This is a genomic window from Actinoplanes philippinensis (assembly GCF_900113015.1).
GTDB lineage: Bacteria > Actinomycetota > Actinomycetes > Mycobacteriales > Micromonosporaceae > Actinoplanes > Actinoplanes philippinensis.
The window spans coordinates 286,882-308,442 of the sequence record NZ_FONV01000004.1; the positions used below are offsets into that span (position 1 = coordinate 286,882).

Consider the following 21,561-nt stretch of genomic DNA (forward strand, 5'->3'; position numbering starts at 1 on the left):
GCCCCCGGCACACCCGGCGCGGGCCGGTTCAAAGGCCGGTGACCACGTCCGGTGACCCGCGCAGCCCCCGGCACACCCGGCGCGGGCCGGTTCAAAGGCCGGTCAGCGGCAGGACGAAGCGGCGGGACGTCTCGCGGCTGTCGGTGAAGCCGAGGCTCTCGTAGAACAGGTGCGCCGACTCCCGGTGGTTGCTGCTGTTGACCTCGACGAACAGGCATCCCGCCGCCCGGGCCCGCTGCTGCGCGGCGCCGATCAGCATCCGGCCGACACCACGGCCGCGGACCGCCTCGTCGACGACGAGCGCCGCCAGCCGGCCGAACTTGCCGGTCACCTCCAGCAGCGGGGTGATGTGCAGGGCCGCCATCCCGACCAGCGCGCCGTCGTCGTCGGCGCCGAGCAGGGCGCCCGCCCGGTCGCCGAGCCAGTAGTCGAGACGCTGGCGGACCTCCCGCTCGGTCGACGGGAAGCCGAGCTGGTCGAGCAGGACGGCGAGACGGGCCGCGTCGCCGTGGTGGATCGGCCGGATGTGCATGCCCCGACGATAAGCGCCGGAGATCACCGGTGCGGCGGCACGTCGCCGGCCACGGTGCGGGGCCACCAGGCGTCCGGGTCGGTGGCGCGGATCTCGGCCAGCAGGGTACGGCCCGCGTCCGTCGTCACCGAGCCGGCCAGGTAGTCCTCCCAGCGTTCGCGCAGGGCGGGCCGGTCGGAGAGGCTCTCGCGGACGTGCAGCAGCGAGTCCAGGGTATCGGCGTCGCGGGCCAGGCGGGCCTCCGCGGTGTCCTGGTCCAGCCACTGGGCGGCGCGGTCCCGGATGAGGTCGCGGACCGGGGCGGGCAGGGCGGCGGTCTGGTCGTCGATCACCCGGCGGAACGGTTTCGGCTCGTCCAGATAGCGGCGGGTCAGGTGGTGCATGTCGCCGAGCCGTGCCTCGGGCAGATCGTGCAGCAGCGCGAGGGTGGCGGCCCGGTCCGGATCGGCGCCCGCCATCGCGGCCAGGATCATGGCGATCACCGCGGTACGGAACGAGTGGTCCGCGACCGACTCCCGGCCGGCGATCCGGGCGAGGGCCCACCCGGTCCGGGCGGTCCGTTTCAGCGCGCCCGCCTCGTACAGGAAATCGGCGGTGTTGATCTGTTCCGGCATCGGCGGTCAGCTCGTGGTGACCGGCAACTCGGCGTAACCGCGCAGCACCAGGCGGTCGCGCAGCCGCGCCTCACCGGCCGGCGCGAGCTTGGGCAGCATGCTCACCAGCAGCGGGAACGCGACCTGCGCCTCCAGCCGGGCCAGCGGCGCGCCGAGACAGTAGTGGGCGCCGCCGCCGAACGACACCGGCTGGATGTTGGGCCGGTCCGGGTCGAAGCGATGCGGGTCGGGGTAGCGCTCGGGATCGTGGTTGGCCGAGCCGAGCAGCAGGTTGAGGTCGGCGCCCGGCGCGAGATGGCGGCCGTCGCCGAGGTCGAGTGGCTCGGAGGCGTAGCGGGCGGCCATCTGGACCGGCGAGTCCCAGCGCAGCGTCTCCTCGACGAAGGCGGGCGCCAGCTCCGGCTCGGCGCGCAGCCGGTCGGCCTGGGCGGGCTGGTCGAGCAGAAGTTTCAGGCCCGTGCCGAGCAGGTTGGTGGTCGTCTCGAACCCGGCGACCAGCATCAGCACCAGGTTGGCCAGCAGCTCCTGCCCGGTGAGACCGGACCCGGCGGCGGCCAGCGCGCTGGTCAGGTCCTCGCGCGGCTGTTTCTGGCGCTCGGCGATCAGGCCGATGAAGTAGTCCTCCAGCTCGCGGCCGGCCGTGTCGGCCCGCGCCATCTCCTCCTCGGTGCTGATCGGCTCCAGCACCACGGTGAGGTCGGCGGCCTGCTCCCGGAACCAGGTGCGATCGGTGTCGGGCACCCCGAGCAGCGCGCAGATCACCGCGATCGGCAGCGGGTAGGCGAACGCGCTGACGAAATCGGCCTTCGCCGGCATCGCCGTGATCAGGTCGGTGGCCTGCCCGGTGATCATGTCGCGCATCCCGGCGACCCGGCGCGCGGTGAAGGTGGCGGCCGCGGCCCGCCGCAGCCGGGTGTGGTCCGGTGGGTTGGTCAGCAGCATCGACTGGACGATCGAGGCGACGCCCCGGTTGTCCCGCCAGTCCGGCCAGAAGCTGTCGTAGACGGCCGCGTCGGCGACGCGCACGCTCGGGTCGCGCAGCAGGCGGCTGGTCAGCGCGTGGGTGGTGACGAACCAGCGCCCGTCGAGGCCGGAGAAGATCGGCGCGTGCTCGCGAAGGACGTCATAGGCGGGGTACGGATCCCGGCGCCCCTCGGGTGAGAACAGTGATCCGAGCGCGGTCTCGAAGTCCATCCCGCCACTCAACCACACGCCCACCGCGCCTCGAGGATCCGCACCGGCGACGCGGGGCCGGGGAAACGTCCGGCAAAGGTGACCGTTCGGTGGCCGTCGCCTGTTCCCCCGCAGGACCTCGAGCGGGACGCCCGTCGTTATGCTGCTGCCGGGAACTCGCTGTTCGATGGGGGTAAACGGGATGAACGACGGCACCTCCGCCGTCGCGCTGCGCTTCGAGATGCTCGGCCCGATCCGTGCGTACCGTGGCACGGAGCAGGTCGACCTCGGACCCCCGAAACAGCAGGCGGTCCTCGCCCTTCTGCTGCTGCACGCCCCGCGCCCGGTCCCGGTGGAGCAGATCGTCGCCGCTCTGTGGAACGGTGACCCGCCCCCCAACGGCATCGACGTCGTACAGCGCTTCATCGGTGCGCTGCGCCGCGGCCTCGACCCGGAACGCACCTCGCTGATCACGCTCACCGACGGCGGCTATGTCATCCGGGCGGGGGAAACCGCTGTCGACACCGGTGTCTTCCGGGCGGCGCTGGCCCGCGCCCACGCCGAGCACCAGACCGGCGCGATCGGCGCCGCGACCGACGAGATCCGGACCGCCCTCGGCCGGTGGCAGGCCGAACCGCTCACCGGCCTGAGCGGCCCGGTGTTCGACTCGGCCCGGGCCCGCCTCAACTCCGAGCGCGCCGCCGCCTCGGCACTGCTGGCGGAACCCACCGCCCTGGCCACACCGGCGCCTCCCCCGGCCGCGACCCGACCGTTCCCCGGACCGGCTCCGGAACCCGCACCCGAACCCATCGCCGCGACCACACCGTTCCCCGGGCCGGCTCCCGAGCCCCCGCACCGACCCATCGCCGCGACCAGACCGTTTCCTGGGCCGCCTCCCGCACCCGCACCCAAACCCATCGCCGCGACCAGACCGTTTCCTGAGCCGCCTCCCGCACCCGCGCGGGAGCCGCTGCCCGCCACCAGGCCCATCCCCAAGCCGGCCAAGGCGGAGCCGGAGCCGGAGAGTTCGGCGTACCCGGATGCGGTCGACCCGTGGGAGGGCCACGACCTCTTCCCGCCCGATCCGCTGTCGATGAACTGACAGCGGTTCCCGGGGTGGACGCCGCGCGGTAACTTCGGCCTGTGACCGAGCCGTATCAGACCAGAGAGGACCGCATCGTCGCGGAGTTCGGCGACGGGTATGAGGTCGAGGCGATCGCGGCTCGTTACGGGCTGACCGTCGAGCAGGTCTTCACCCTGGTCGCGCGAGAGGTCGGACCCGCTGGACCGGCGCAGCCGCCGCCCGCCTACTACCAGCCGCCTCCGCCCGCTTACTACCAACCGCCTCCGCCCGCCTACCACCAACCGCCTCCGCCCGCCTACTACGCGCCCCCGCCGTACCAGATGCAGGGTTTCGTGAATCCCGACGCGATAGTGGCCGATTACGGCGACGGCCACGACGTAGCGCTGATAGCCCGCAGACACGGCATCACCGTCGAACAGGTCTATCTCGTGGTCCAGCAGTCGCTGTCCGAGGACCGCGGCTGATGACGGGCTAAATCGATGTCCGTTTCGGATCTTCGGTGACAGAGTCACCCCATGATCGATCTGAGCGTCCAGGTGGCCGCCCCCGGACAGCACCTCGCCGAGGCCGCCACCATCTGGGCCGAGGCCACCGCCGCACGCGACAACGACCCCGATCTGGCCCCGCTCGACCAGGCGCTGCCGTTGATCGAGCAGGTGGTCGGGAGTTCCCCGCGTTCCCTGCTGGTGGTGGCGATCGACAACGACACCCGTGTCCACGGTTTCGCCGCGATAAAGCCCAGCGACGAGCCCAGCGACGAGTCCACCGGCGAGTCCACCGGCGAGTTGACCGCCCACATCCGCTACCTGGGCGTACGGCCGTCGAGCTGGGGCCTCGGAGTCGGCCGCCTCCTGATGCGCGATCTGCCGGGCCTCCTCGCCGCCGCCGGTTTCACCGAGGGCGAGCTGGAGGTCTACCTGGACAATCCCCGGGCCGTCACCCTCTACGAGAGCTTCGGCTGGCTCCGCGACGGTGACCCCACACCGCATCCCCGCAGCGGCCGCCTGGAGCAGCGATACCGGCTGAAACTGTGACCTACCGGTCCGCGGAGGGCCTGCGCTTGCGACCGGGCGCCTTCTCCGGCAGGCGATGCGCGTCGACGGCGCGAACGGTCAGTTTCAAGGCCTCGGCGGTACGCTCGTACGTGCGCTGCGCCACCGCCACGTAGATCAGGTCGAGCACGAGCAGCTGCGAGTGCAGGGCGGACAACGCCGCCAGGCGGAACGTGGTCTCCAGCACGCTCGTGGTGAAGACGATGTCGGCGACCTCGGCCAGCGGCGATCGGGCGAAACTGGTGACGGCCACGGTCAGCGCCCCGTGGTCGGCGGCTTCGGCGAGCGTCTCGATGACTTCACGGGTGCGCCCGGAGTGGGACAGTCCGATCGCCACGTCGCCGGGCAGGAGCAGCGCCGCGTTGGTGAGGGCGGTGTGGCTGTCCTGGCGGTGCCAGACCGGCACCCGGATGCGTTCGAGGCGGAACGCCATCTCGCGGGCCGCGGTGCCGCTGCTGCCGAAGCCGAAGAGTTCGACCCGCTGGGCGCCGGCGATCGCGGCGGCGACGGCATCGATCGCGGTCACGTCGAGGCCGGCCGCGGTGCCCTGGATGGCCCGGGTGTCGGCCGCCGCGACGACGCTCAGCACCTGGTCGAGTGGATCGCCGGGCGCGATGTCGCCGCTGATGTCGGTCTCCCAGCGGGCCTGTTCGGCGCGGCCGGTCTCGGTGGCCACGGCGACGCGCAGGCTCGCGTACCCCTTGAAGCCCAGCGTCCGGGCGAATCGGGTGACCGTCGCGGTGGACGTCCCGGATCGCTCGGCCAGGTCGACGATGCTGGCGTGCGCCGAGGTCTCCGGGTCGGCGAGGATGGCCTCGGCGATCCGGCCGAGCGCTTCCGGCATCTGCGGCCCCTCGATGCGCAGCCGCCCCAGCAGTCCGCCGCTCTCACCCGACATCAGTGGTCACCCTTTTCATCATCACGACAACGCGATGAAAATTACGACTGTCCGGACGTGTCCGTCAACCGGTGGGGCAGCCGGTGGCCGCCTGCTGGGTGGCGGTCTCCTTCCCGTACAACTCACCGATCAGAAAGAGACAGTGCGGGGTCGTGTCGGCCGCCTCGGCCGCATTGGCCGGGGTGGGCAGCCGCAGGATCGCGATGTTGCGGTTGGCGCCGACCCGGGAGTCGGCGAAGCTGATCCGGCCGCTGGCGCCGACGTGCGCGAACTCCCTGTCGCGGAAGAGCTGCGCGAGCCACGCCCGGTTCCACGGGGCGGGCCCGGCCTGGCGCGCCGCGGTGATGACCAGGTCGGCGGTGTCATAGGCGACACCGACCCGTTCACCGGGGTACGACGGAACGGCCCACTTCTTGTCGAACAGCTGCGACGACTCGTCGTGGATCAGGTCGAAGTACCCGGCGCAGAACTCCACGAGACGGCTCTTGCCGGCCAGCGGCGCGGCCGGGGTGCGCTGCTGGGGACAGCTGCGCCCGGCCAGGACGACGAGGCTGCCGAGCGCGACGTAGTCGAGATCCATCTCGGCCACATAGCTCTGCTGACGGAACGCGGGCTGGGCGACCATCCGGGTGATGGCGTCGTCGGCGACGATCCGCGGCAGGGTCTCCACCGCGCAGTCCTCCTTGATCGCCTGCAGGAATCCGGCGTAGCCCGTCTCGCGCCCGGCGTAGAAGTACATCCGGCTCTGCCCGGAGGCCCGCGGGTCGGCGCTGGTGCAGGGCTTGAGGGCGGCGCCACCGGGCAGCTCGACCACCTCGGCCGTGGCGATCCCGGCGACCGCCCTGGTCAGCTCGGCCACCAGCGTGTCGACGTAGTCGTCGGGCGGGCCGCCCGGCGCCGGCCGGACGATGGTGAGCAACTCCACCTTCGGGCTGGTGAGGTGCTTGAGGTAGGCGGCGATCAGCTGGGCCTGCTGCGGGTTGCCGGAGACCATCTGGAAGTAGAACTTGGACGCGTCGGCGAGCCCCGAGCCGGTGAGCGTGGTGGCGATCGTGGGCACGGCGGCCCGCCCCAGGTCGGCGATCGCCTGCCGGGTCTGCGGGACGGTACGGTCCAGCCCGACCACCGCCTTGACGCTCGGGTCGCGCTCCGCGAGCGGGATCAGCATGTCCCGGGTGACCTGGTCGGCGACCGACATCCCGCGGCCCCCGTTGGCGATGATCACCCGGAGCAGCGGCTCGTTCTGGCCGGTCACCGACAGGTTCTGCTGGCGCTGGACGATGGCCAGCCCGATCAGCTCCTCGGCGACCGCGTTGTCGGTCTCCAGGTCGGCGCCGGCATGGGTGAGCCCGGCGAAGTAGACGATGCTGATCAGGGGACGGCCCGGCTGCCGGCCGTGCAGGACGGCCGCCTCGGCGTTGAGCCGGAACACCTCCCGCTGGGCGGCCTCGAGCCGTTCGTTGCTGCCGAAGATCTGCGCCTCGTTGTCACTGAAGCCGACACACTGACGGTCACCGGGGCCGACCTCGGCCAACCGCACCGCGATCCCGGAGTCCGCCGTCACCTTCAGATAGGAGCAGCCGGCCCGCCAGTAGTCGGCCCACCGGGCGGCGGGCAGCGCGGCGACCGCGACGAGGGCCGCCACCAGCAGCACCTCGAGCACGCCGCGCCGGGCCAGCAGCGACGGGCGGCCCGGGTTCAGATCGAGGTCGGCCCAGGCGTCCGGGTCCTCGCCGGAGGTGTTGGCGATGGCCGACGGCGACAACGGCTCGCGCAGGTGGATGGTGAGGAACCGGGCGTCGGCGGCCAGCTTCTGCCGCTGTACCGGGAGGTCCTTCTTCCAGTTCGTGTAGGCGGTGTTGCTGGCTGGCGCGTACAGCTTGGTCTGCCCCTCGGCGGCCGGGTCGTCGCGCCGCCCGGCGATCACCAGCAGCGGGTCCAGCTCGCCGGTCTCGTTGCGCACGTCGTTGATCAGGCTCATCAGCCGGACGCCGCCGTTGCCCGCGGTCGCGTGGCCGATCAGCACCGGGACGTACGCGGTGCGCCGCCACCCCCGCCGCCGGGGCAGCACCGACAGCCGGCGCCGCCGGTAGGCCTGCCGCAGGTCCTCGAGGAACGCGTGCACGAGCAGTTTGTGCAGCTGATCCTCATTTTCCTTGGTGAGCCGGCCGGCGGTGAGGCGCTCGGCGAAACCGAAGAAGTCCGAGGAGTGCCGCGGCACCATGTAGGTCTGGCGGCGCATGAACCAGCGGGCCTCCGGCACGATCCCGTACGAGCGCCGGCCGAGCCATTTGATCAGCCCCAGCCGCAGCAGCCAGAACCCGCCGGTGAGGAAGGCGGTGGAGAAGGTGTTGCTGCCCTGCGGGGAGATCTGCGTCTGCGCGGCGTCCTGGGCGGTCGACGGCTCGCCGCGCCACCGGCGCAGGATCCCGACGATCTCCGACTGCGGGTCGCGCAGGCCGGGTTGTTCGAGGGTGTGCCGGGTCAGCCACCTGGCGAGGCGGTAGCGGCGGAAGCCGTTGGGCCGCTCCGCGAACCGGTCCTCCTGCAGACGGCGGCACAGGTGGTCGAGGAGCACCAGCTCGGGCGGCTCGGCCGGGGCCTCCGGCGCGGGCGCGGCGCCGGGGGCGGCCGGTGCGGCGGGCGCGAGGGCGGCGGCGTCGATCAGGACGTACGGCGTACGCGGCTCGGCCTTCTCCAGCTCGTCGCGCAGCCCGAGCAGGAAGCCGTGCACCGACTCCTCCGGCCCGGCCAGCTGGATCAGTGGGAGCGGGATGTCGCCGTGCACCGACATGTCCGACACGCGCGGCAGGAACCGTGGCCGCCGCCGCAGGAAGAGCACCAGTTTCAGCAGCTCATGGACGCCCCGAAAGACAGGTGGCCCGAACTCGTCCGGCATGGCGCCCCGCTCCACAGTGACCGATCCACTTCGAAGCGTTGATGATAGCCGCCGATCGCCGGTCACGTGGCCGGCCGGAACCGCAGGCGCAGAGCGGCCGGGGCACGGGTGAACAGGCCCTGCGGCACGGCCGGCTCGGTCAGCTCGATGTCGTGCATCGCGTCCAGCAGGGCGTTGGCGGCGACCTCGACCTCGGTCCGGGCGAGCATCGCGCCGACACAGAAGTGCCGGCCGAGCGCGAAGCCGGTGTGGTTGGCGGCGGCGGTGTAGGCCTTCGCGAAATCCAGGTCGGGACGGCCGACGTCGAAACGGTCCGGGTCGGCGTAGCGGCGCGGGTCGCGGTTGGCGGCGGCGATCAGGCAGATCACGGTCGCGCCGGCGGGCACCGTTCCACCGGAGAGCTCCACGTCGGCGGCCGGTTGCCGCATGATCATCTGTACGGGTGGCGAGTACCGCAACGTCTCGGCGAGAGCATGGCCGATCAGGGTCCGGTCCGCGCGTACCCTCGCCATCTGATCCGGATTGCGGATCAGGTTGTGCATCATGCTCGCCAGCGCCTTGTCGGTGGTCTCGCCCCCGGCCAGCAGCAGCAGGCTGACGAACGCCTTGATCTGCGCGGCGGTCATCCGCTGGCCGTCGATCTCCGCGGTGCACAGCACGGACATCAGGTCGTCACCCGGGTCGGCGGCCCGCTCGGCGATCCGGGGCAGCAGATACTCCGCCAGCTCGTCACGGGTCCGCAGCCCCGCGGCCGCCACCTGCGGATCCTGCGTGAGGTTCGCCAGGAACGCCATCAGCGACGTGTACCAGCGATGGAACAGCACGTGGTCGGACTTGGGCAGCCCCAGCATGTCCACGATCACGTTGATCGGATACCTGGTGGTGAACGCGTCGACCAGGTCGACCTCACCGGTGTGCCGGAACACGTCGAGCAGCTCGGCGGTGTTACGGCGCATCACCGGCACGAACCGGGCGGTCAGCTCCCCACCACGGAAGGCCGGGGTGACCAGCCGGCGATGGATCGAATGCTCACGCCCGTCCATCTGCAGGATCGTGCGCCCGTGCACCGGCTCCAGCTGCCAGCCGTAGTTGTCGCTGGTGAAGACGGGATCCTTGAAGGCCCGTTCGACGTCGGCGTAACGGCTGATCACGTAGGCGTTCATGCCCGGATGGAAGGCGAGCGGCTCGGTCTCACGCAGCGCCTCCCAGACCCGGGCCGGATCGGACAGGCAGGCGGCGGAGAGGATGTCGGTGATGACGGTCATCGGTGTCCTTCCAGAGGGCGAACCGGGCACACGTCCCCGTCGGGAGCAACGCGTGCGAACGGCGGCCCATCGACCACGCAGAGCCGGAGTCGTCTCCCGATCACCTCGTAGGTAAGCGACGCCATTGCAGCACCCTTCCCTTTGAAAAGGGGTCTGCATACGAATGAACCGAACTCGGGTTCCACTCATGTGAGCACTGTGAAACTACAGTCGCCCGCACTGCAGGAGCCTGACTTTCGAAAGTGTAATGCCGGCTGATACAGAAGTCGGATGATTGATCGTCGCCACGCATGTCATCCGCATTGTCCCGGCCCTTTTTTCACTCCTTCGCGCAAGGCCCGGAATCCGTTCCGGCCACGCCGGCGATGACGGCCGCTCAGCGCTGTGGATCGGGTGCGCCCCGACCCGCACTGCCGGCCGGGCCGCCGAGCAGGTATCCGACGACGTCGGCCGCGGTGAACCCGGCCGGCAGGTGCGGCAGAAACCCGAGATCCTGCCCGAGCGTCACCAGCGGCGGCTCCACATAGCCCCCGGCCCGCCGCTGCGGCAGCCCGACGGTGGCGACCAGCCCGTTGCACAGGCAGCGGCTGCCCACGGTGTCCTCGGCGAGGCCGCCCTTGCGCACGTATTCGTCGACGGGTTCGGCCGGGCACCGGAAACCCACACCGCCTTCCGGCCGGCGGTACGGCGTGCGCAGATAGCCGAGGTCGCACATCCGCGGGCGTACGGCGTACACCTGCTCCTCCGCGGTCGTCCCCGTCATCGGCACCATCTTGAACGGAAACCCGGTGGGCGACGCCCGCACGTCGTTACGCACCACCAGTGTCCCGTCGGCGGCCTGCCCCAGCAGCCGCTGCCGGAGAGCGTCGTCGAGGCCGGAGTCGCGGCTGAGGGCGAACGCCGTCCCCACCTGGATCCCGGCGGCCCCGGCGGCCCGGGCGGCGGCCAGCCGTCCGGGGCTCGCCTGCCCGCCGGCCAGCCAGAACGGCAGCCCCAGCGCCGCCAGTTTCGGCAGGTCGGGGAGGTCGCGGGGCCCGTACACCGGCTCGCCGTCCGGGTCGAGGGTGAGCTTGCCGCGCGGCCGGGCGCTGTGCCCGCCGGCGACCGAGGTCTCCAGCACGAACCCGTCCGGCCGGGTCGTCTCGTCCCGCGCGAGGTAGGCGGCGAGCGTCGCCGACGACACGATCGCCAGCAGCCCGGGCCGTCGCAGCGGCGGCAGGTCGGCGCTGAGCAGCTCCCGCGGGTGGATGGCGACGTGGTGCTCCTCCCCCGGCCGGGCGCCGTGGACGGTCACCGGCAGCCGTGCCGGCCGATGCCCGGCGAGCGCGTCCAGCAGCCGTGGGATCTCGGTGGGCAGCCCCGCGCCCATCAGCACCCAGTCGGCGCCGGCGAGCATCGCCCCGTACACCGCACAGGGGGTGGCCAGCTGGATCTTCTCCAGATAGTTGACACCGACCGGCCCGTCGTGCCCCTCCTTGGCGAGGAAGACCTCGACGAAGTTCGCCACGACCGCCAGCTGCTGGGTGTGCCGGCGCGGCCGCAGCCCCTGCTGGGGCACCGGCCGCAGCGGCCCGCCACCGGCGACCCCGCCGTCCACGAAGTACCGCTCCAGGATGTCCCGGGCCACCTCCGGCACCGGAAACGCGCCGAGCGCCCGCCGGACGTGCCCGCCCTCGTCCCCGTGCTGCAGCCGCCGGGCGAGCAGCACATCAAGGGCAACCCCGGAGACCACCCCGATCTGACCGGTACGGGCGACCGCGCTCGCCAGCCGCCAATGCGAGACACCGACCCCCATGCCACCTTGGATGAGCACAGGCTGACTTCCGGAAGTGATCACCCTCGCAGCCTGCTGAAGGACCGCAGCGCCCGGGTAGGGCCGGAGGACCCACCCGGGCAGGCCTCGGGCCCGTCAGAGCAGTTGTTTCAGCAGCCCGGAAAACTCCCGCAACTCGTCAATCTCGTGTGGGCTGAGTGGCTCCTCATCGAAGTGTGCAATCTGGTTGCGGATGATCCGGACGCGGTCCAGCTGAGCAACGAACTGGGTACGGTCCACTCCCCACCCGAGCGACGCCCAGTTGGTGTCGGCACAGGCGCGCAGGCCGGCGTTCTGCTGATCCCCGCTGAGCAGTTTGATGTACTCGCCGAACATCAGCTTCGAGAAGTCGCCGGAGTGGTTCGGGCCCTTCAGCGCGCGGACCGGGTCGCCGGTCAGCTTCGGGCCCAGACAGAGACGCAGCCGCGACTCGATCTCGCCCACCAGGAAGAACGGCAGGGCGAGGGTGTGGAATTGGCCGGTGATGTCGTCGCCGGTAATGATCCCGACAAAGATGCCATTGTTGTCCCGTACCAGCAGATAACCATACTGCCGCAGTTCGGGCAGGCGGCTGAAGAGATCGTGGTGCACCTCGGCCATCGGGATCGAGTCCTGGACCATGGCGTTGGCGAGCGTCGGGACCTCGCCCTTCTCATACCGGGCGGCGATCGAACTCCAGGTGATGACGCCCTTGATCTCGGCCATGCCGTCGATCACCGGAATCTGGGAGTAGTTCTTCTGCCGCATCGTGTAGGTGGCGGTGTGCAGCGGAGCCGTGGACTTGACCGAGAAGACACCACCCCGGGCAGACGGAATGTCGCCGATCTTGAACGATTGCTGGGGCAGGATTCCGGGCTGCACCTCCTCGTCGGCTTCTTCCTCGCCGGCCGGCCCGATGTTGTGGGCGATCACCAGCATCCGTGTCGCGAGCCCACAGGTTGTGAAAGACGGATGAGTGTCGAGGCCGGCTTCCTGCAGCGCCCGCTCGATCACCGGCACGTTGTGGAAGTTGCGGGCCCGTTCTCCGAACATGGCGAGCAGGTCGGTGACCCGAAGGGTCTTGCCCTTCAGAGCGAGAAGCTCCTGGCTGCTGGGACGCCGGGTGTCGGTCACGATCACCGGTCCGAGGCGTCACGGAAGACGGTACGCTTGCCCATGGCGTCGTTGACAAGCTCGACGAGCCGCGCAGAACGGTCGAAGTAGAAGGCGTAGAAGTCGTTGGCATGCAGCGCCGACGGATCGATCACGTGGGTGGCGATGACGTCGTCGAACCATTCCCGCCTGGTCCCGGTCTCCCGGGCCAGCAACTGCAGGTACGCCGACGGCGCCCCGATCAGGCTCTTGCTCGCCCGGTAGGACAGCGGCGTCTTGTTCACGATCGAGTTGCCCCGGCTCTCCCCCGGAAGGTTGCGAGCGAGCCAGGACTTCGGGAAGACCTGCCGGACGTCCACGGCGTGCTGTAGCAGCGCGCCGGCACTGAGCGGCCCCTCGGCATGGAACCAGTCGATCGCCCCCTGCTTGACCAGCAGCGCGTAGATGCCCTTGTAGGCGGCGCTGTTACGGGTAGTCAGGGTGTCCAGGCGGTCGGCGAGGAACGCCGCTTCCACGATCGTGTCCGGGACGAGGCTCTCGTCACCAGCAGCCCTGGCGACCAGTTGCTCGACGTCGCGGGTAAAGCGGCTCTCGGTGGCGCCGCCGTACATCTCGCCGAGCACGCCGCACCAGTACCAGCGGGTGAGCAGGTCACGGTTGTCCGGCTCGTCGGTACGTTCGCCCAGGATCGCCCGTACCGCGGCCATGGGAACGAGCTGAGTACGGTACGGCAGGTCGTTCTGCCGGACGATAAACTGCTCGCCGAGGAAGGCACCGACCCATTCGAATGCCTCGGCCACCCGGGGCGCGATCCGGATGAAGTCGCGCAGGGGAAGGTTGAGTAGGTCCCGCCGCTTGCAGGAGACAGCGGTCGCCGACCGTTCCTGCTTACGCTCCCAGGTACAGACGAGGGTGACCGCCTGGAGGAAGTCGCTGCTGCTCAGCCCGTCCTCGATGCTCTGCTCCAGACGCCCGAAGACAGGGTACGACGTGGCCAGGCCCTTCTTGATGTCCTGCCAGACGTCCGGCAGCCGGTAGTAGTCGCCGTTGGCGTCCTCGAAGTCGCTGTCACCGGCGTAGGTCGCGGTCAGCAGCTCGAAGACGTTCAGCGGCACGCCACCGGTGTTCACCCGCTCGAACACTGAGCAGACCGCGTCCTTGGTGGTCGTGGCGGCCAGCTTGATCATGGGGATCTGGAACGACTGGATGTTGTGCAGGATGCTCTGCTGGAACTGGGCCCAGAGGTTCCAGTTGGCGTCGTTCATGAGAACGAATTCACGCTGCCAGGCCGTCACCTCGTCGCCGTCGAACACGATGTTCAGCGGGAAATGACCGGCGCGGCATTCCAGGGTGCGGCTGCTCAGATCGAGTTCCACCGTCCGGGCGAAGTTCGAACGCAGCATTCGCTCCGCGGGCACGGAGACGATGGCCTCGTCACGGTCGGTCGATGAGCCGACCGCCCGGGCGATGTCCACGTAGTACCAACGCTCGAGCTCGCGGTTGCGCTCGTCGACGGTCCGGACCGGCCGGTCGATGTGCAGGGCCTGGAAGAGCGAGGTGAGCCGCTGCTGGCCGTCGAGCAGGAGCAGATCAGGAGTGACCGACCGGCTCGACTCGGCGCCGGTGAGCGTACGCGGCCGGAACGGCTTCTTGCCGCCGGTCTCCAGCGTCATGACCACGCCGAGCGGATAGTCGAGGGTGACCGTCGCGATCAATTCGCGGATACGCTGATCGTCCCACTTCCACTCACGCTGAAAATCAGGCAACTGAAGCACGCCGCTCTCGATGTCATCCAGCACCTTGTGCAATTTTGGGCTGTCGAGTGCCACCGATCATTCCCCCTGAGACCCGTCCGATGAACAGCCGCTCTGTATATCGATGGAGACCGTCCACTGTCAACACCGTTGCGGCCGAAGTGGCGCTGCGGACGAAGAGTCGCGGCTCGACGGTCAGCAGCGGTACCAGGCGGCCGAGGCCGGGGGCAGCGTGCCGCCCGTCGTCGCGGGGGCGGTGGACAACAGAATCGTGGCGCGACGCGCCTCGGCCGGGATCGGGGCCGGGGTGTCGCCGACGTTGACGACGCAGAGGAAACCGGGGCCGCGGCGGAAGGCCAGCACCTCGCCGGTGGCGGGCAGCCAGGTCAGGTCGCCGGTGGCGTGCGGCCGGAGGGACAGGGCCGTGCGGTAGAGGGTGAGCATCGAGGACGGGTCGGCGGCCTGCCGTTCCGCGGTCAGGTCCGCCCACGAGGGCGGCTGGGGCAGCCACGACCCGGGGCCCGGCCCGAACCCGTACGACGGTGACTCCCCCGACCAGGGCAGCGGGACGCGGCATCCGTCGCGGCCGGGGTCGGCGCCTCCGGTGCGCCGGAAGACGGGGTCACGTCGTACCTCGTCGGGAAGGTCCTCGACCTCGGGAAGGCCGAGCTCCTCGCCCTGGTAGAGGTAGGCGCTGCCGGGCAGGGCCAGCATGAGCAGCGCCGCCGCCCGGGCCCGCCGTACGCCCGTCGTGCCGCCGCCGTACCGGGTGACGTGCCGGACCACGTCGTGGTTGGACAGCACCCAGGTGGCCGGCGCGCCGACCTGTTCCAGGGCGCGCAGGCTGTCGTCGACCGCCGCGCGCAGGGCCGGCGCCGACCACGGGGCGGTGAGGAAGGCGAAGTTGAACGCGGTGTGCAGCTCGTCGGGCCGCAGGTAGAGGGCCAGCCGGTCGGCGGTCTGCACCCAGATCTCGCCGACGAAGACCCGCTCGCCGGGGTGCTCGTCGAGGATCCGGCGCCACGCGCGGTACACGTCGTGGACCTCGTCGACGTCCCAGTGCGGGTGGGCGCCGCCGGGCGGCGAGGGGTCGGTGACGTCGGGCATCTGCGGGTCCTTGGCGAGCCCGTGCGCGACGTCGATGCGGAACCCGTCGACGCCGCGGGCGAGCCACCAGCGCAGGATGTCGTGGAACTCCTCGCGGACCTCGGTCGCGGTCCAGTCCAGGTCGGGCTGCTGCGGGGCGAACAGGTGCAGATACCACTGGCCGTCCGGCACCCGGGTCCACGCGCCGCCGCCGAACCGGCTGGTCCAGTTGTTGGGTGGCCGGTCGCCGCCGGGGCCGCGGCCGTCCCGGAACAGGTAGCGGCCACGGGCGGCGGCGCCGGGCGGGGCGGCCAGCGCTTCCCGGAACCACCGGTGCTCGGACGACGTGTGGTTGGGGACCAGGTCGATGATGATCCGCAGCCCGAGCGTGTGGGCGTCACGGATCAGGTCGTCGGCGTCGGCCAGGGTGCCGAACCGTGGGTCGACGTCGCGGTGGTCGGCGACGTCGTAGCCGTTGTCGGCCTGCGGGGACGGGTAGAACGGGTTGAGCCAGATCGCGTCCACCCCGAGGTCGCGCAGGTACGGCAGCCGCGAGCGGACGCCACGCAGGTCACCGATGCCGTCACCGTCGGAGTCGGCGAAGCTCCACACGTACACCTGGTAGATCACCGCGTGGCGCCACCAGCTCATCCGGTGCGCTCCTGCAGTCTCTCCTGCTCCAGCTGGGCCAGCTCGGCGGCGGCGGCCTCGTCGCGGGTGAGGTTCTCGCCGGTCCGCGGGTCGAACAGGTGCATGCGGCGGGTGTCGGCCCAGAACTCGCCCTCGTGGTTCTCCCGCATCCGGCTCATCGCGTCGATCTTGACGACGAGCTGTGTACGCAACGCCTCGCTGTCGAGTTCGGCGGCCAGGTCGGCGAGCTGCTTGGTGACCTCGTCACCGGCGTCGAACGGGAGGTACGCGTACTGCGCGTCGCCGAGCCACTCGGTGACGTCGACGCGGGCCCGGAAGGTGGCGCCGCGCTCCCGTCTGGCGGGGTCGAGCAGGCGGGCGTCGTCGAAGTGGTCCGGCCGCAGCCCGGCGATCAGCAGCTGCCCGTCGGTGACCTTGCCGGCCGCCTTCTCCGGGACGTCGATCTCCAGGAACGGCAGTCTCAGCCGGCCGCCGGACACCAGCGCGGGCAGGAAGTTCATCGGCGGCGACCCGATGAACCCGGCGACGAACATGTTCACCGGCTGCTCGTACAGCTCGCGCGGCGAGGCGACCTGCTGCAGGAACCCGCGGCGCAGCACGGCCACCCGGTCGCCGAGGGTCATCGCCTCGGTCTGGTCGTGGGTGACGTAGACGGTGGTGGTGCCGAGCCGGCGCTGCATGCGGGAGATCTCGGTACGCATCTGGCCGCGCAGTTTGGCGTCGAGGTTGGACAACGGCTCGTCGAAGAGGAACGCGTTGACCTCGCGGACGATGGCGCGGCCCATCGCGACACGCTGCCGCTGGCCGCCGGAGAGGTTCGCCGGCTTGCGGTCCAGGTGCTCGTTGAGTTCCAGCATGTCGGCGGCGGCCTGCACCCGGCGGCGTACCTCCTCCTCGCTGATGCTCTTCTGCAACCGCAGCGGGAAGGCGATGTTCTCGAAGACGGTCAGGTGCGGGTAGAGGGCGTAGTTCTGGAACACCATGGACAGGTTGCGGTCGCGGGGCGCCTTGTCGTTGACCCGGTCACCGCCGATCACCATGTCGCCGGCGGTGATGTCCTCGAGGCCGACGATCATGCGGAGCAGCGTGGACTTGCCGCACCCGGACGGCCCGACCAGGATCATGAACTCGCCGTCGGCGATGTCGAGGCTGACGTCGTTGACGGCCTTGAAGCCGTCGCCGTACTCCTTGACGATGTTGCGCATCTCGATGGCTGCCACGGGAAGTCCTTTCAGCCCTTGACGGCGCCGTTGGTGAGACCGGCCACGATCTTGCGTTGGAACAGCAGCACGAGGATCACCACGGGGATGGTGACGACCACGGCGGCGGCCGCGATCGGCGCGGTCGGCTGCGAGAACTGCGAGGCGCCCTGGAAGAACGCGAGCGCGGCGGGGACGGGCCGGGCGGCCTCGCTGGAGGTGAGGGTGATGCCGAAGACGAAGTCGTTCCAGACGGCGAAGAAGGTCAGGATCGCCGCGGTGAAGACGCCGGGGGCGGCGAGCGGGACGATCACCCGGCGGAACGCCTGCCAGGAGGTGGCCCCGTCGACCTGGGCGGCCTGCTCCATCTCCCACGGGATCTCCCGGAAGAAGGCGGCCAGCACGTAGACCGACAGCGGCAGCGAGTAGGACAGGTACGGGATGATCAGGCCGAGCCACGTGTCGTAGAGGCCGAGGGTGCGCCACAGGTTGAACAGCGGGGTGGCGATCGCGATGACCGGGAAGACGGTGATGGCCAGCGCCACGCCGAGGACCAGGCGTTTGCCGGGGAAGTTCAACCGCGAGACGGCGTACGCCGCGAGCGTCGCCAGGACCACCGAGATCGTCGTGGCGATCAGGGCCATCCCGACGGAGTTGCGCAGCGCCGTGGTGAACAGGTCGGAGGCGAAGACGGTCCGGTAGTTCTCCCAGCTCCACACGGTCGGCAGGAACGCGTTGTTGGTGATGTCGTCGCCCTCCTTGAAGGACAGCGACACGATCCACAGCACCGGGACGATCGCGTAGGCGATGATCAGGATCGCGCCGGCGATCCAGAAGACCTGCGTGCGGCGGCTGGTGCCCATCAGCGCTCCCCCCTCTGCTGCGACAGGTCGGTCTTGAAAACCTTCACGAACAGCACCGCGATGAGGACGACGAGGATCGCCAGGATGACGCTGACCGCCGAGCCGAGCCCGACCATGACCCGGCTGATCGTCTGCCGGTAGGCCAGGAAGGACAGGGTCTCGGTGCCCTGCGCTCCGGCGGTCATGATGAACACGCTGTCGAAGATCCGGAAGGCGTCGAGGGTACGGAACAGCAGCGCCACCATGATCGCGGCCTTCATGTTCGGCAGGATCACCCGTCTGACCCGCTGCCAGGCCTTGGCGCCGTCGACCTTGGCCGCCTCCAGGTAGTCGTCGGGGATCTGGGCCAGGCCGGCGAGCAGCAGCAGCGACATGAACGGCGTGGTCTTCCAGATCTCGGCGACGCAGACCGTGAACAGCGCGGACCAGGTGCCACCGAACCAGTCGAAGTCGCCGAGCCCGAAGAGCCCGTTGACGAACCCGTAGGTGTTGCTGAACGCGTAGGCCCAGGCGTAGGCGGAGACGACCGTGATGATCCCGTACGGCACGAGGATCGCGGTGCGCAGCGCGGTCCGCAGGTAGAGCGCCCGGTGCATGACCATCGCGAGGGCGAAGCCGAGCACCAGCTCGACGGCCACGGTGACCACCGTGATCAGCGCGGTGACGCCGAACTGCTGCCAGAACAGCCCGTCGCCGAGGATGGTGGCGTAGTTGCCGAGCCCGATGAACTCCCGGTCGCCGGGGTCGGTCAGGCGGTAGTCGAACAGCGACAGCCAGATGGCGTTGAGAATGGGATACCCGGTGACCGCGACCATCGCGATGAACGCCGGCCCGGCCAGCATCCAGCCGAGGTTGCGTTCGTGGCGCGCGCGGTCGGTCAGCCGGATCCGTCGCGGGCGGCGGGCGGCCACGGGGGCGCGCGGGGGCGCTTCGACAGTGCTCACGGCCGCTCCTAGATCAATCTCTTGTTGGACAGGACGTCCTCGAGGAGGTCGTTCGCCGCTTCCGGCGTGGTCTGCGGCGACAGGTCGCCCGGCGGGTGGAACGCCGACTGGATCGAGCCGGTGACGTCGCCGTAGTAGGGGCTGACCGGCCGCGGGGTGGCCGCGTCGAGGCCGGTGCGGATCTCGTCGGCCATCGGGAACAGCTGCCGGATCTCCGGGTCGTCGAAGACCGAGGCGAGTGCGGCCGGGTTGCCGGCGGTCTTCATGAAGTCCTTCTGGCTCCGCTCGTTCGCCAGGCAGCGGATCGCCTGGACGGCGAGGTCCTGGCGGCTGCTGAACGCGCTGATCGACAGGCCGAGCCCGCCCGACGGGGCGGCGCTCCCGGTGCCGGCGTCGACGCGGGGATAGGCGGCCCAGCCGACGTCGTCCTTGAAGTTCGCCGGGAGCGACCCCTCCTCGACGGCCGAGTCGAAGGCGGCCCACACGTACGGCCAATTGACCATGAAACCGCCGTCGGCGGCCTGGAAAGCGGCCCGGGAGTCCTCCTCGCCCGCGGTGCTGAACCCGGCCGGCGCGGCCGGTGACACCGCGAGATCGTGCATGATCCGGGCCGCCTGCGCGCCGGCCTCGGTGTTCAGGCCGCCCTTGACCTCGGCGGCCGGCACGTTCTCGGAGCCCGGCTGCAGGATCGCGCCGCCGGCCGACGAGACCAGCGCGTTGACCCAGACCATCAGGCTCTCGTTGCGGCGGCCCTGCGCGGCCACGGTGACCCCGGCCCTCGTCGCGCCCTGGATCAGCTGGTCCCAGGTGACCGGGCCGGCCGACGGGTCGACGCCGGCCTTGGCCAGCACCGACTTGCGGTACCAGAGCAGCTGGGTGTTGCCGTAGAGCGGCGCCGACCAGAGCGTGTCCCGGAACGTCGACTGCTTCAGCGGGCCGTCGAGCACCCCGGCGGAGAACTGCTCGCGCTCGGCGGCGGTGAACGGCCGCAGGAACCCGGCGTTGGCGAACTCGGCCATGAACGGCGGGTCGACGCTGACGATGTCGAGCGAGCGGTCCTCGGCGGCGAGCCGGCGCAGCAACTGCTCGCGCCCGCCGGCCGCGGTGTTGGGCAGCCGCTGGACGTTGAACGTGTAGGCGCCACCGGACTCGGCCGAGCAGCGGGCGGCCACCTCGGCCTGGGCGGCGTCGGCGATGTAGTAGGTGAGGGTGGTCGATCCGCCGTCGCCGTCGCCGCACCCGGACACGACCGACGCGGCCAGCAGCAGTGCGGCCAGACCGCGTGACTTCTTCTCAAGCACCATGCTGTCCCCTCGGCGATGAAGGTGGCCTGGAAACGCTTGCAGGAATCAGCGTTCATGTGACGTACGTCTCATGTCAACAGTCGCTATACGCAGAGGATGCGTAGTCGGAAACGCTTCCAGCGGTTGCTACGCTGGCGCGGTGCCGCCCGCGAACATGGCTGATGTGGCACGCCGCGCCGGCGTGTCGATGGCGACCGCCTCCCGGGCGCTGAGCAACCATCCGCACGTCGCCGCCGAGACCCGGGCGCGGGTGCTGGCCGCCGCCGAGCAGTTGTCGTATGTGATCTCCCCCGAGGCGTCCCGCCTGGCCGGCGGCGCCACCGGCCGGGTCGCCGTGGTCGTGCCGCACATCTCCCGCTGGTTCTTCGCGGCCCTGCTCGACGGGCTGGAGTCGGTGCTGCGCGACGCCGACCTCGACGTGCTGCTCTACCACGTCGGCGACACCGCGGACCGGCGCGACTTCTTCCAGCGGCTCCCGGCCCGGCGCAAGGTCGACGCCATCGTCGTGCTCGGCATGCCGGTCCGCGACGACGAGCGGGCCCGGCTGGAGCTGATGGGTGTGCACATCGTCGCGGCCGGCGGCCAGGTGGAGAACTATCCCTCTGTGTCGATCGACGACACGGCGGCCGGGCGGCAGGCCGTCGACCATCTGATCTTTCTCGGCCACCGCCGGATCGGCATGATCGCCGCCACCGACCCGGCCGAGCCCGGCTGGCCGACCGGGCCGGGGCGCACCATGGCCTACCGGGCGGCACTGGCCGACGCCGGGCTGCCCGACGATCCGGAGCTGGTCGTCACCGTCGAGTGGGGCGGCCGCAACGGCGCCGCCGCGATGGAGCGGCTGCTGAGCCTGCGCGAGCCGCCGACCGCCGTCTACGCGCACTCCGACGAGGTGGCCCTCGGCGCGATGCGCACGCTGCGGCGGGCCGGCCTGCGCATCCCCGAGGACATGTCGGTGGTCGGCATCGACGACCATCCGATGGCCGAGCTGGCCGACCTCACCACGGTCGCCCAGCCGGTCCACGAGCAGGGCGTGCTGGCCGGCCGCATGCTGCGCAAACTCCTGGCGGGCGAGCCCGGCGCCGACGGCGTCACCGTCCCCACCCGCCTGGTCGTCCGCGGATCTACGGCGCCGCCACGCCGCTGACCGCCGGCAGAAGGCGGCCCGGCCGCTGGAAATGGCGGCCCGGCAACACCGCCGCGCCGCCGCGCCGCCGAGCCGCCTCTCCGCCGGACAAGACAGCCCGACAACACCGCCGCGCCGCCGCGCCGCCGGACAAGACGGCCCGACAACGCCACCGCGCCACCGCGCCACCGCGCCACCGCGCCGCCGGACAA

Annotated in this window: 18 protein-coding genes; 4 read left to right on the forward strand and 14 right to left on the reverse strand. The window is 70.8% G+C overall.

The window, feature by feature from the left end; translation table 11 throughout:
* Positions 1–91: 91 nt before the first annotated feature.
* Genes BM290_RS11635 through BM290_RS11645 form a run of 3 tightly spaced genes read right to left on the reverse strand, consistent with a single transcriptional unit; the run spans position 92 to position 2,340 of the window.
* Positions 92–532 (reverse strand): GNAT family N-acetyltransferase, encoded by a 441-nt coding sequence (locus BM290_RS11635; RefSeq protein WP_093613692.1) that lies wholly within the window; start codon positions 530–532, stop codon positions 92–94.
* A 23-nt stretch (positions 533–555) separates the two neighbouring features.
* A complete protein-coding gene (locus BM290_RS11640; RefSeq protein WP_093612985.1) occupies positions 556–1,146 on the reverse strand; it encodes an HD domain-containing protein in 591 nt (196 codons plus the stop codon).
* A gap of 6 nt (positions 1,147–1,152) precedes the next feature.
* The gene (locus BM290_RS11645) at positions 1,153–2,340 is read right to left on the reverse strand and encodes a cytochrome P450 (RefSeq protein WP_093612987.1); all 1,188 of its coding nucleotides are present in this window, start codon (positions 2,338–2,340) and stop codon (positions 1,153–1,155) included.
* 181 nt (positions 2,341–2,521) lie between these two features.
* Here BM290_RS11645 and BM290_RS11650 point away from each other — a divergent pair, with 181 nt between their 5' ends.
* The 3 genes from BM290_RS11650 to BM290_RS11660 are packed head-to-tail and all read left to right on the forward strand — an operon-like array spanning position 2,522 to position 4,437.
* A complete protein-coding gene (locus BM290_RS11650) occupies positions 2,522–3,421 on the forward strand; it encodes an AfsR/SARP family transcriptional regulator (protein ID WP_177319665.1) in 900 nt (299 codons plus the stop codon).
* Between the two features lie 41 nt (positions 3,422–3,462).
* On the forward strand, positions 3,463–3,867 hold the full coding sequence (locus BM290_RS11655; protein ID WP_093612991.1) for a hypothetical protein: 405 nt from the start codon (positions 3,463–3,465) through the stop codon (positions 3,865–3,867).
* 51 nt (positions 3,868–3,918) lie between these two features.
* Complete coding sequence (locus tag BM290_RS11660; RefSeq protein ID WP_093612993.1) at positions 3,919–4,437, forward strand: GNAT family N-acetyltransferase; 519 nt, start codon at positions 3,919–3,921, stop codon at positions 4,435–4,437.
* 1 nt (position 4,438) lies between these two features.
* On the opposite strand, the gene BM290_RS11665 is transcribed toward BM290_RS11660, so the two are convergent.
* From BM290_RS11665 to BM290_RS11715, 11 genes are all read right to left on the reverse strand, one after another.
* A complete protein-coding gene (locus BM290_RS11665; RefSeq protein WP_093612995.1) occupies positions 4,439–5,353 on the reverse strand; it encodes a MurR/RpiR family transcriptional regulator in 915 nt (304 codons plus the stop codon).
* Positions 5,354–5,417: 64 nt separating this feature from the next.
* Positions 5,418–8,252 carry a type 1 periplasmic-binding domain-containing protein gene (locus BM290_RS11670; protein WP_093612997.1) on the reverse strand — a complete coding sequence of 945 codons (2,835 nt, stop codon included), beginning with the start codon at positions 8,250–8,252 and terminating at the stop codon, positions 5,418–5,420.
* A 62-nt stretch (positions 8,253–8,314) separates the two neighbouring features.
* On the reverse strand, positions 8,315–9,517 hold the full coding sequence (locus BM290_RS11675) for a cytochrome P450 (protein ID WP_093612999.1): 1,203 nt from the start codon (positions 9,515–9,517) through the stop codon (positions 8,315–8,317).
* 376 nt (positions 9,518–9,893) lie between these two features.
* Positions 9,894–11,312, reverse strand: a complete 1,419-nt coding sequence (locus BM290_RS11680) for a nitronate monooxygenase (protein ID WP_093613001.1) — start codon at positions 11,310–11,312, stop codon at positions 9,894–9,896.
* A gap of 114 nt (positions 11,313–11,426) precedes the next feature.
* On the reverse strand, positions 11,427–12,449 hold the full coding sequence (locus BM290_RS11685) for a CBS domain-containing protein (RefSeq protein ID WP_093613003.1): 1,023 nt from the start codon (positions 12,447–12,449) through the stop codon (positions 11,427–11,429).
* Positions 12,446–14,221, reverse strand: coding sequence for a GmrSD restriction endonuclease domain-containing protein (locus BM290_RS11690; protein WP_203779290.1), 1,776 nt, complete (start codon positions 14,219–14,221; stop codon positions 12,446–12,448). The genes BM290_RS11685 and BM290_RS11690 overlap by 4 nt, the downstream gene beginning before the upstream one ends.
* 150 nt (positions 14,222–14,371) lie before the next feature.
* Complete coding sequence (locus tag BM290_RS11695; protein WP_093613007.1) at positions 14,372–15,913, reverse strand: glycoside hydrolase family 13 protein; 1,542 nt, start codon at positions 15,911–15,913, stop codon at positions 14,372–14,374.
* Entirely contained in the window at positions 15,910–17,133 is a 1,224-nt protein-coding gene (locus BM290_RS11700) for an ABC transporter ATP-binding protein (protein ID WP_093613009.1), read from the reverse strand. Before BM290_RS11700 ends, BM290_RS11695 begins: the two co-directional genes overlap by 4 nt.
* Positions 17,134–17,144: 11 nt before the next feature.
* Positions 17,145–17,975: a carbohydrate ABC transporter permease gene (locus BM290_RS11705; RefSeq protein ID WP_093613011.1), complete on the reverse strand. Its 831-nt coding sequence runs from the start codon at positions 17,973–17,975 to the stop codon at positions 17,145–17,147.
* Positions 17,975–18,919, reverse strand: coding sequence for a carbohydrate ABC transporter permease (locus tag BM290_RS11710; RefSeq protein ID WP_239143496.1), 945 nt, complete (start codon positions 18,917–18,919; stop codon positions 17,975–17,977). Before BM290_RS11710 ends, BM290_RS11705 begins: the two co-directional genes overlap by 1 nt.
* Before the next feature lie 8 nt (positions 18,920–18,927).
* Positions 18,928–20,223 carry an extracellular solute-binding protein gene (locus tag BM290_RS11715; RefSeq protein WP_093613013.1) on the reverse strand — a complete coding sequence of 432 codons (1,296 nt, stop codon included), beginning with the start codon at positions 20,221–20,223 and terminating at the stop codon, positions 18,928–18,930.
* 139 nt (positions 20,224–20,362) lie between these two features.
* On the opposite strand from BM290_RS11715, the gene BM290_RS11720 reads away from it, so the two are divergent.
* Positions 20,363–21,370: a LacI family DNA-binding transcriptional regulator gene (locus BM290_RS11720; protein WP_239143495.1), complete on the forward strand. Its 1,008-nt coding sequence runs from the start codon at positions 20,363–20,365 to the stop codon at positions 21,368–21,370.
* The last annotated feature ends 191 nt before the right edge of the window (positions 21,371–21,561 follow it).

What these genes read in the sequence shown, in the direction of transcription:
- BM290_RS11635 (WP_093613692.1), bottom strand. Translation starts at nt 532, where the DNA reads ATGCACATCCGGCCGATCCACCACGGCGACGCGGCCCGTCTCGCCGTC.
- BM290_RS11640 (WP_093612985.1), bottom strand. Translation starts at nt 1,146, where the DNA reads ATGCCGGAACAGATCAACACCGCCGATTTCCTGTACGAGGCGGGCGCG.
- BM290_RS11645 (WP_093612987.1), bottom strand. Translation starts at nt 2,340, where the DNA reads ATGGACTTCGAGACCGCGCTCGGATCACTGTTCTCACCCGAGGGGCGC.
- BM290_RS11650 (WP_177319665.1), top strand. Translation starts at nt 2,522, where the DNA reads ATGAACGACGGCACCTCCGCCGTCGCGCTGCGCTTCGAGATGCTCGGC.
- BM290_RS11660 (WP_093612993.1), top strand. Translation starts at nt 3,919, where the DNA reads ATGATCGATCTGAGCGTCCAGGTGGCCGCCCCCGGACAGCACCTCGCC.
- BM290_RS11665 (WP_093612995.1), bottom strand. Translation starts at nt 5,353, where the DNA reads ATGTCGGGTGAGAGCGGCGGACTGCTGGGGCGGCTGCGCATCGAGGGG.
- BM290_RS11670 (WP_093612997.1), bottom strand. Translation starts at nt 8,252, where the DNA reads ATGCCGGACGAGTTCGGGCCACCTGTCTTTCGGGGCGTCCATGAGCTG.
- BM290_RS11675 (WP_093612999.1), bottom strand. Translation starts at nt 9,517, where the DNA reads ATGACCGTCATCACCGACATCCTCTCCGCCGCCTGCCTGTCCGATCCG.
- BM290_RS11680 (WP_093613001.1), bottom strand. Translation starts at nt 11,312, where the DNA reads ATGGGGGTCGGTGTCTCGCATTGGCGGCTGGCGAGCGCGGTCGCCCGT.
- BM290_RS11695 (WP_093613007.1), bottom strand. Translation starts at nt 15,913, where the DNA reads ATGAGCTGGTGGCGCCACGCGGTGATCTACCAGGTGTACGTGTGGAGC.
- BM290_RS11705 (WP_093613011.1), bottom strand. Translation starts at nt 17,975, where the DNA reads ATGGGCACCAGCCGCCGCACGCAGGTCTTCTGGATCGCCGGCGCGATC.
- BM290_RS11715 (WP_093613013.1), bottom strand. Translation starts at nt 20,223, where the DNA reads ATGGTGCTTGAGAAGAAGTCACGCGGTCTGGCCGCACTGCTGCTGGCC.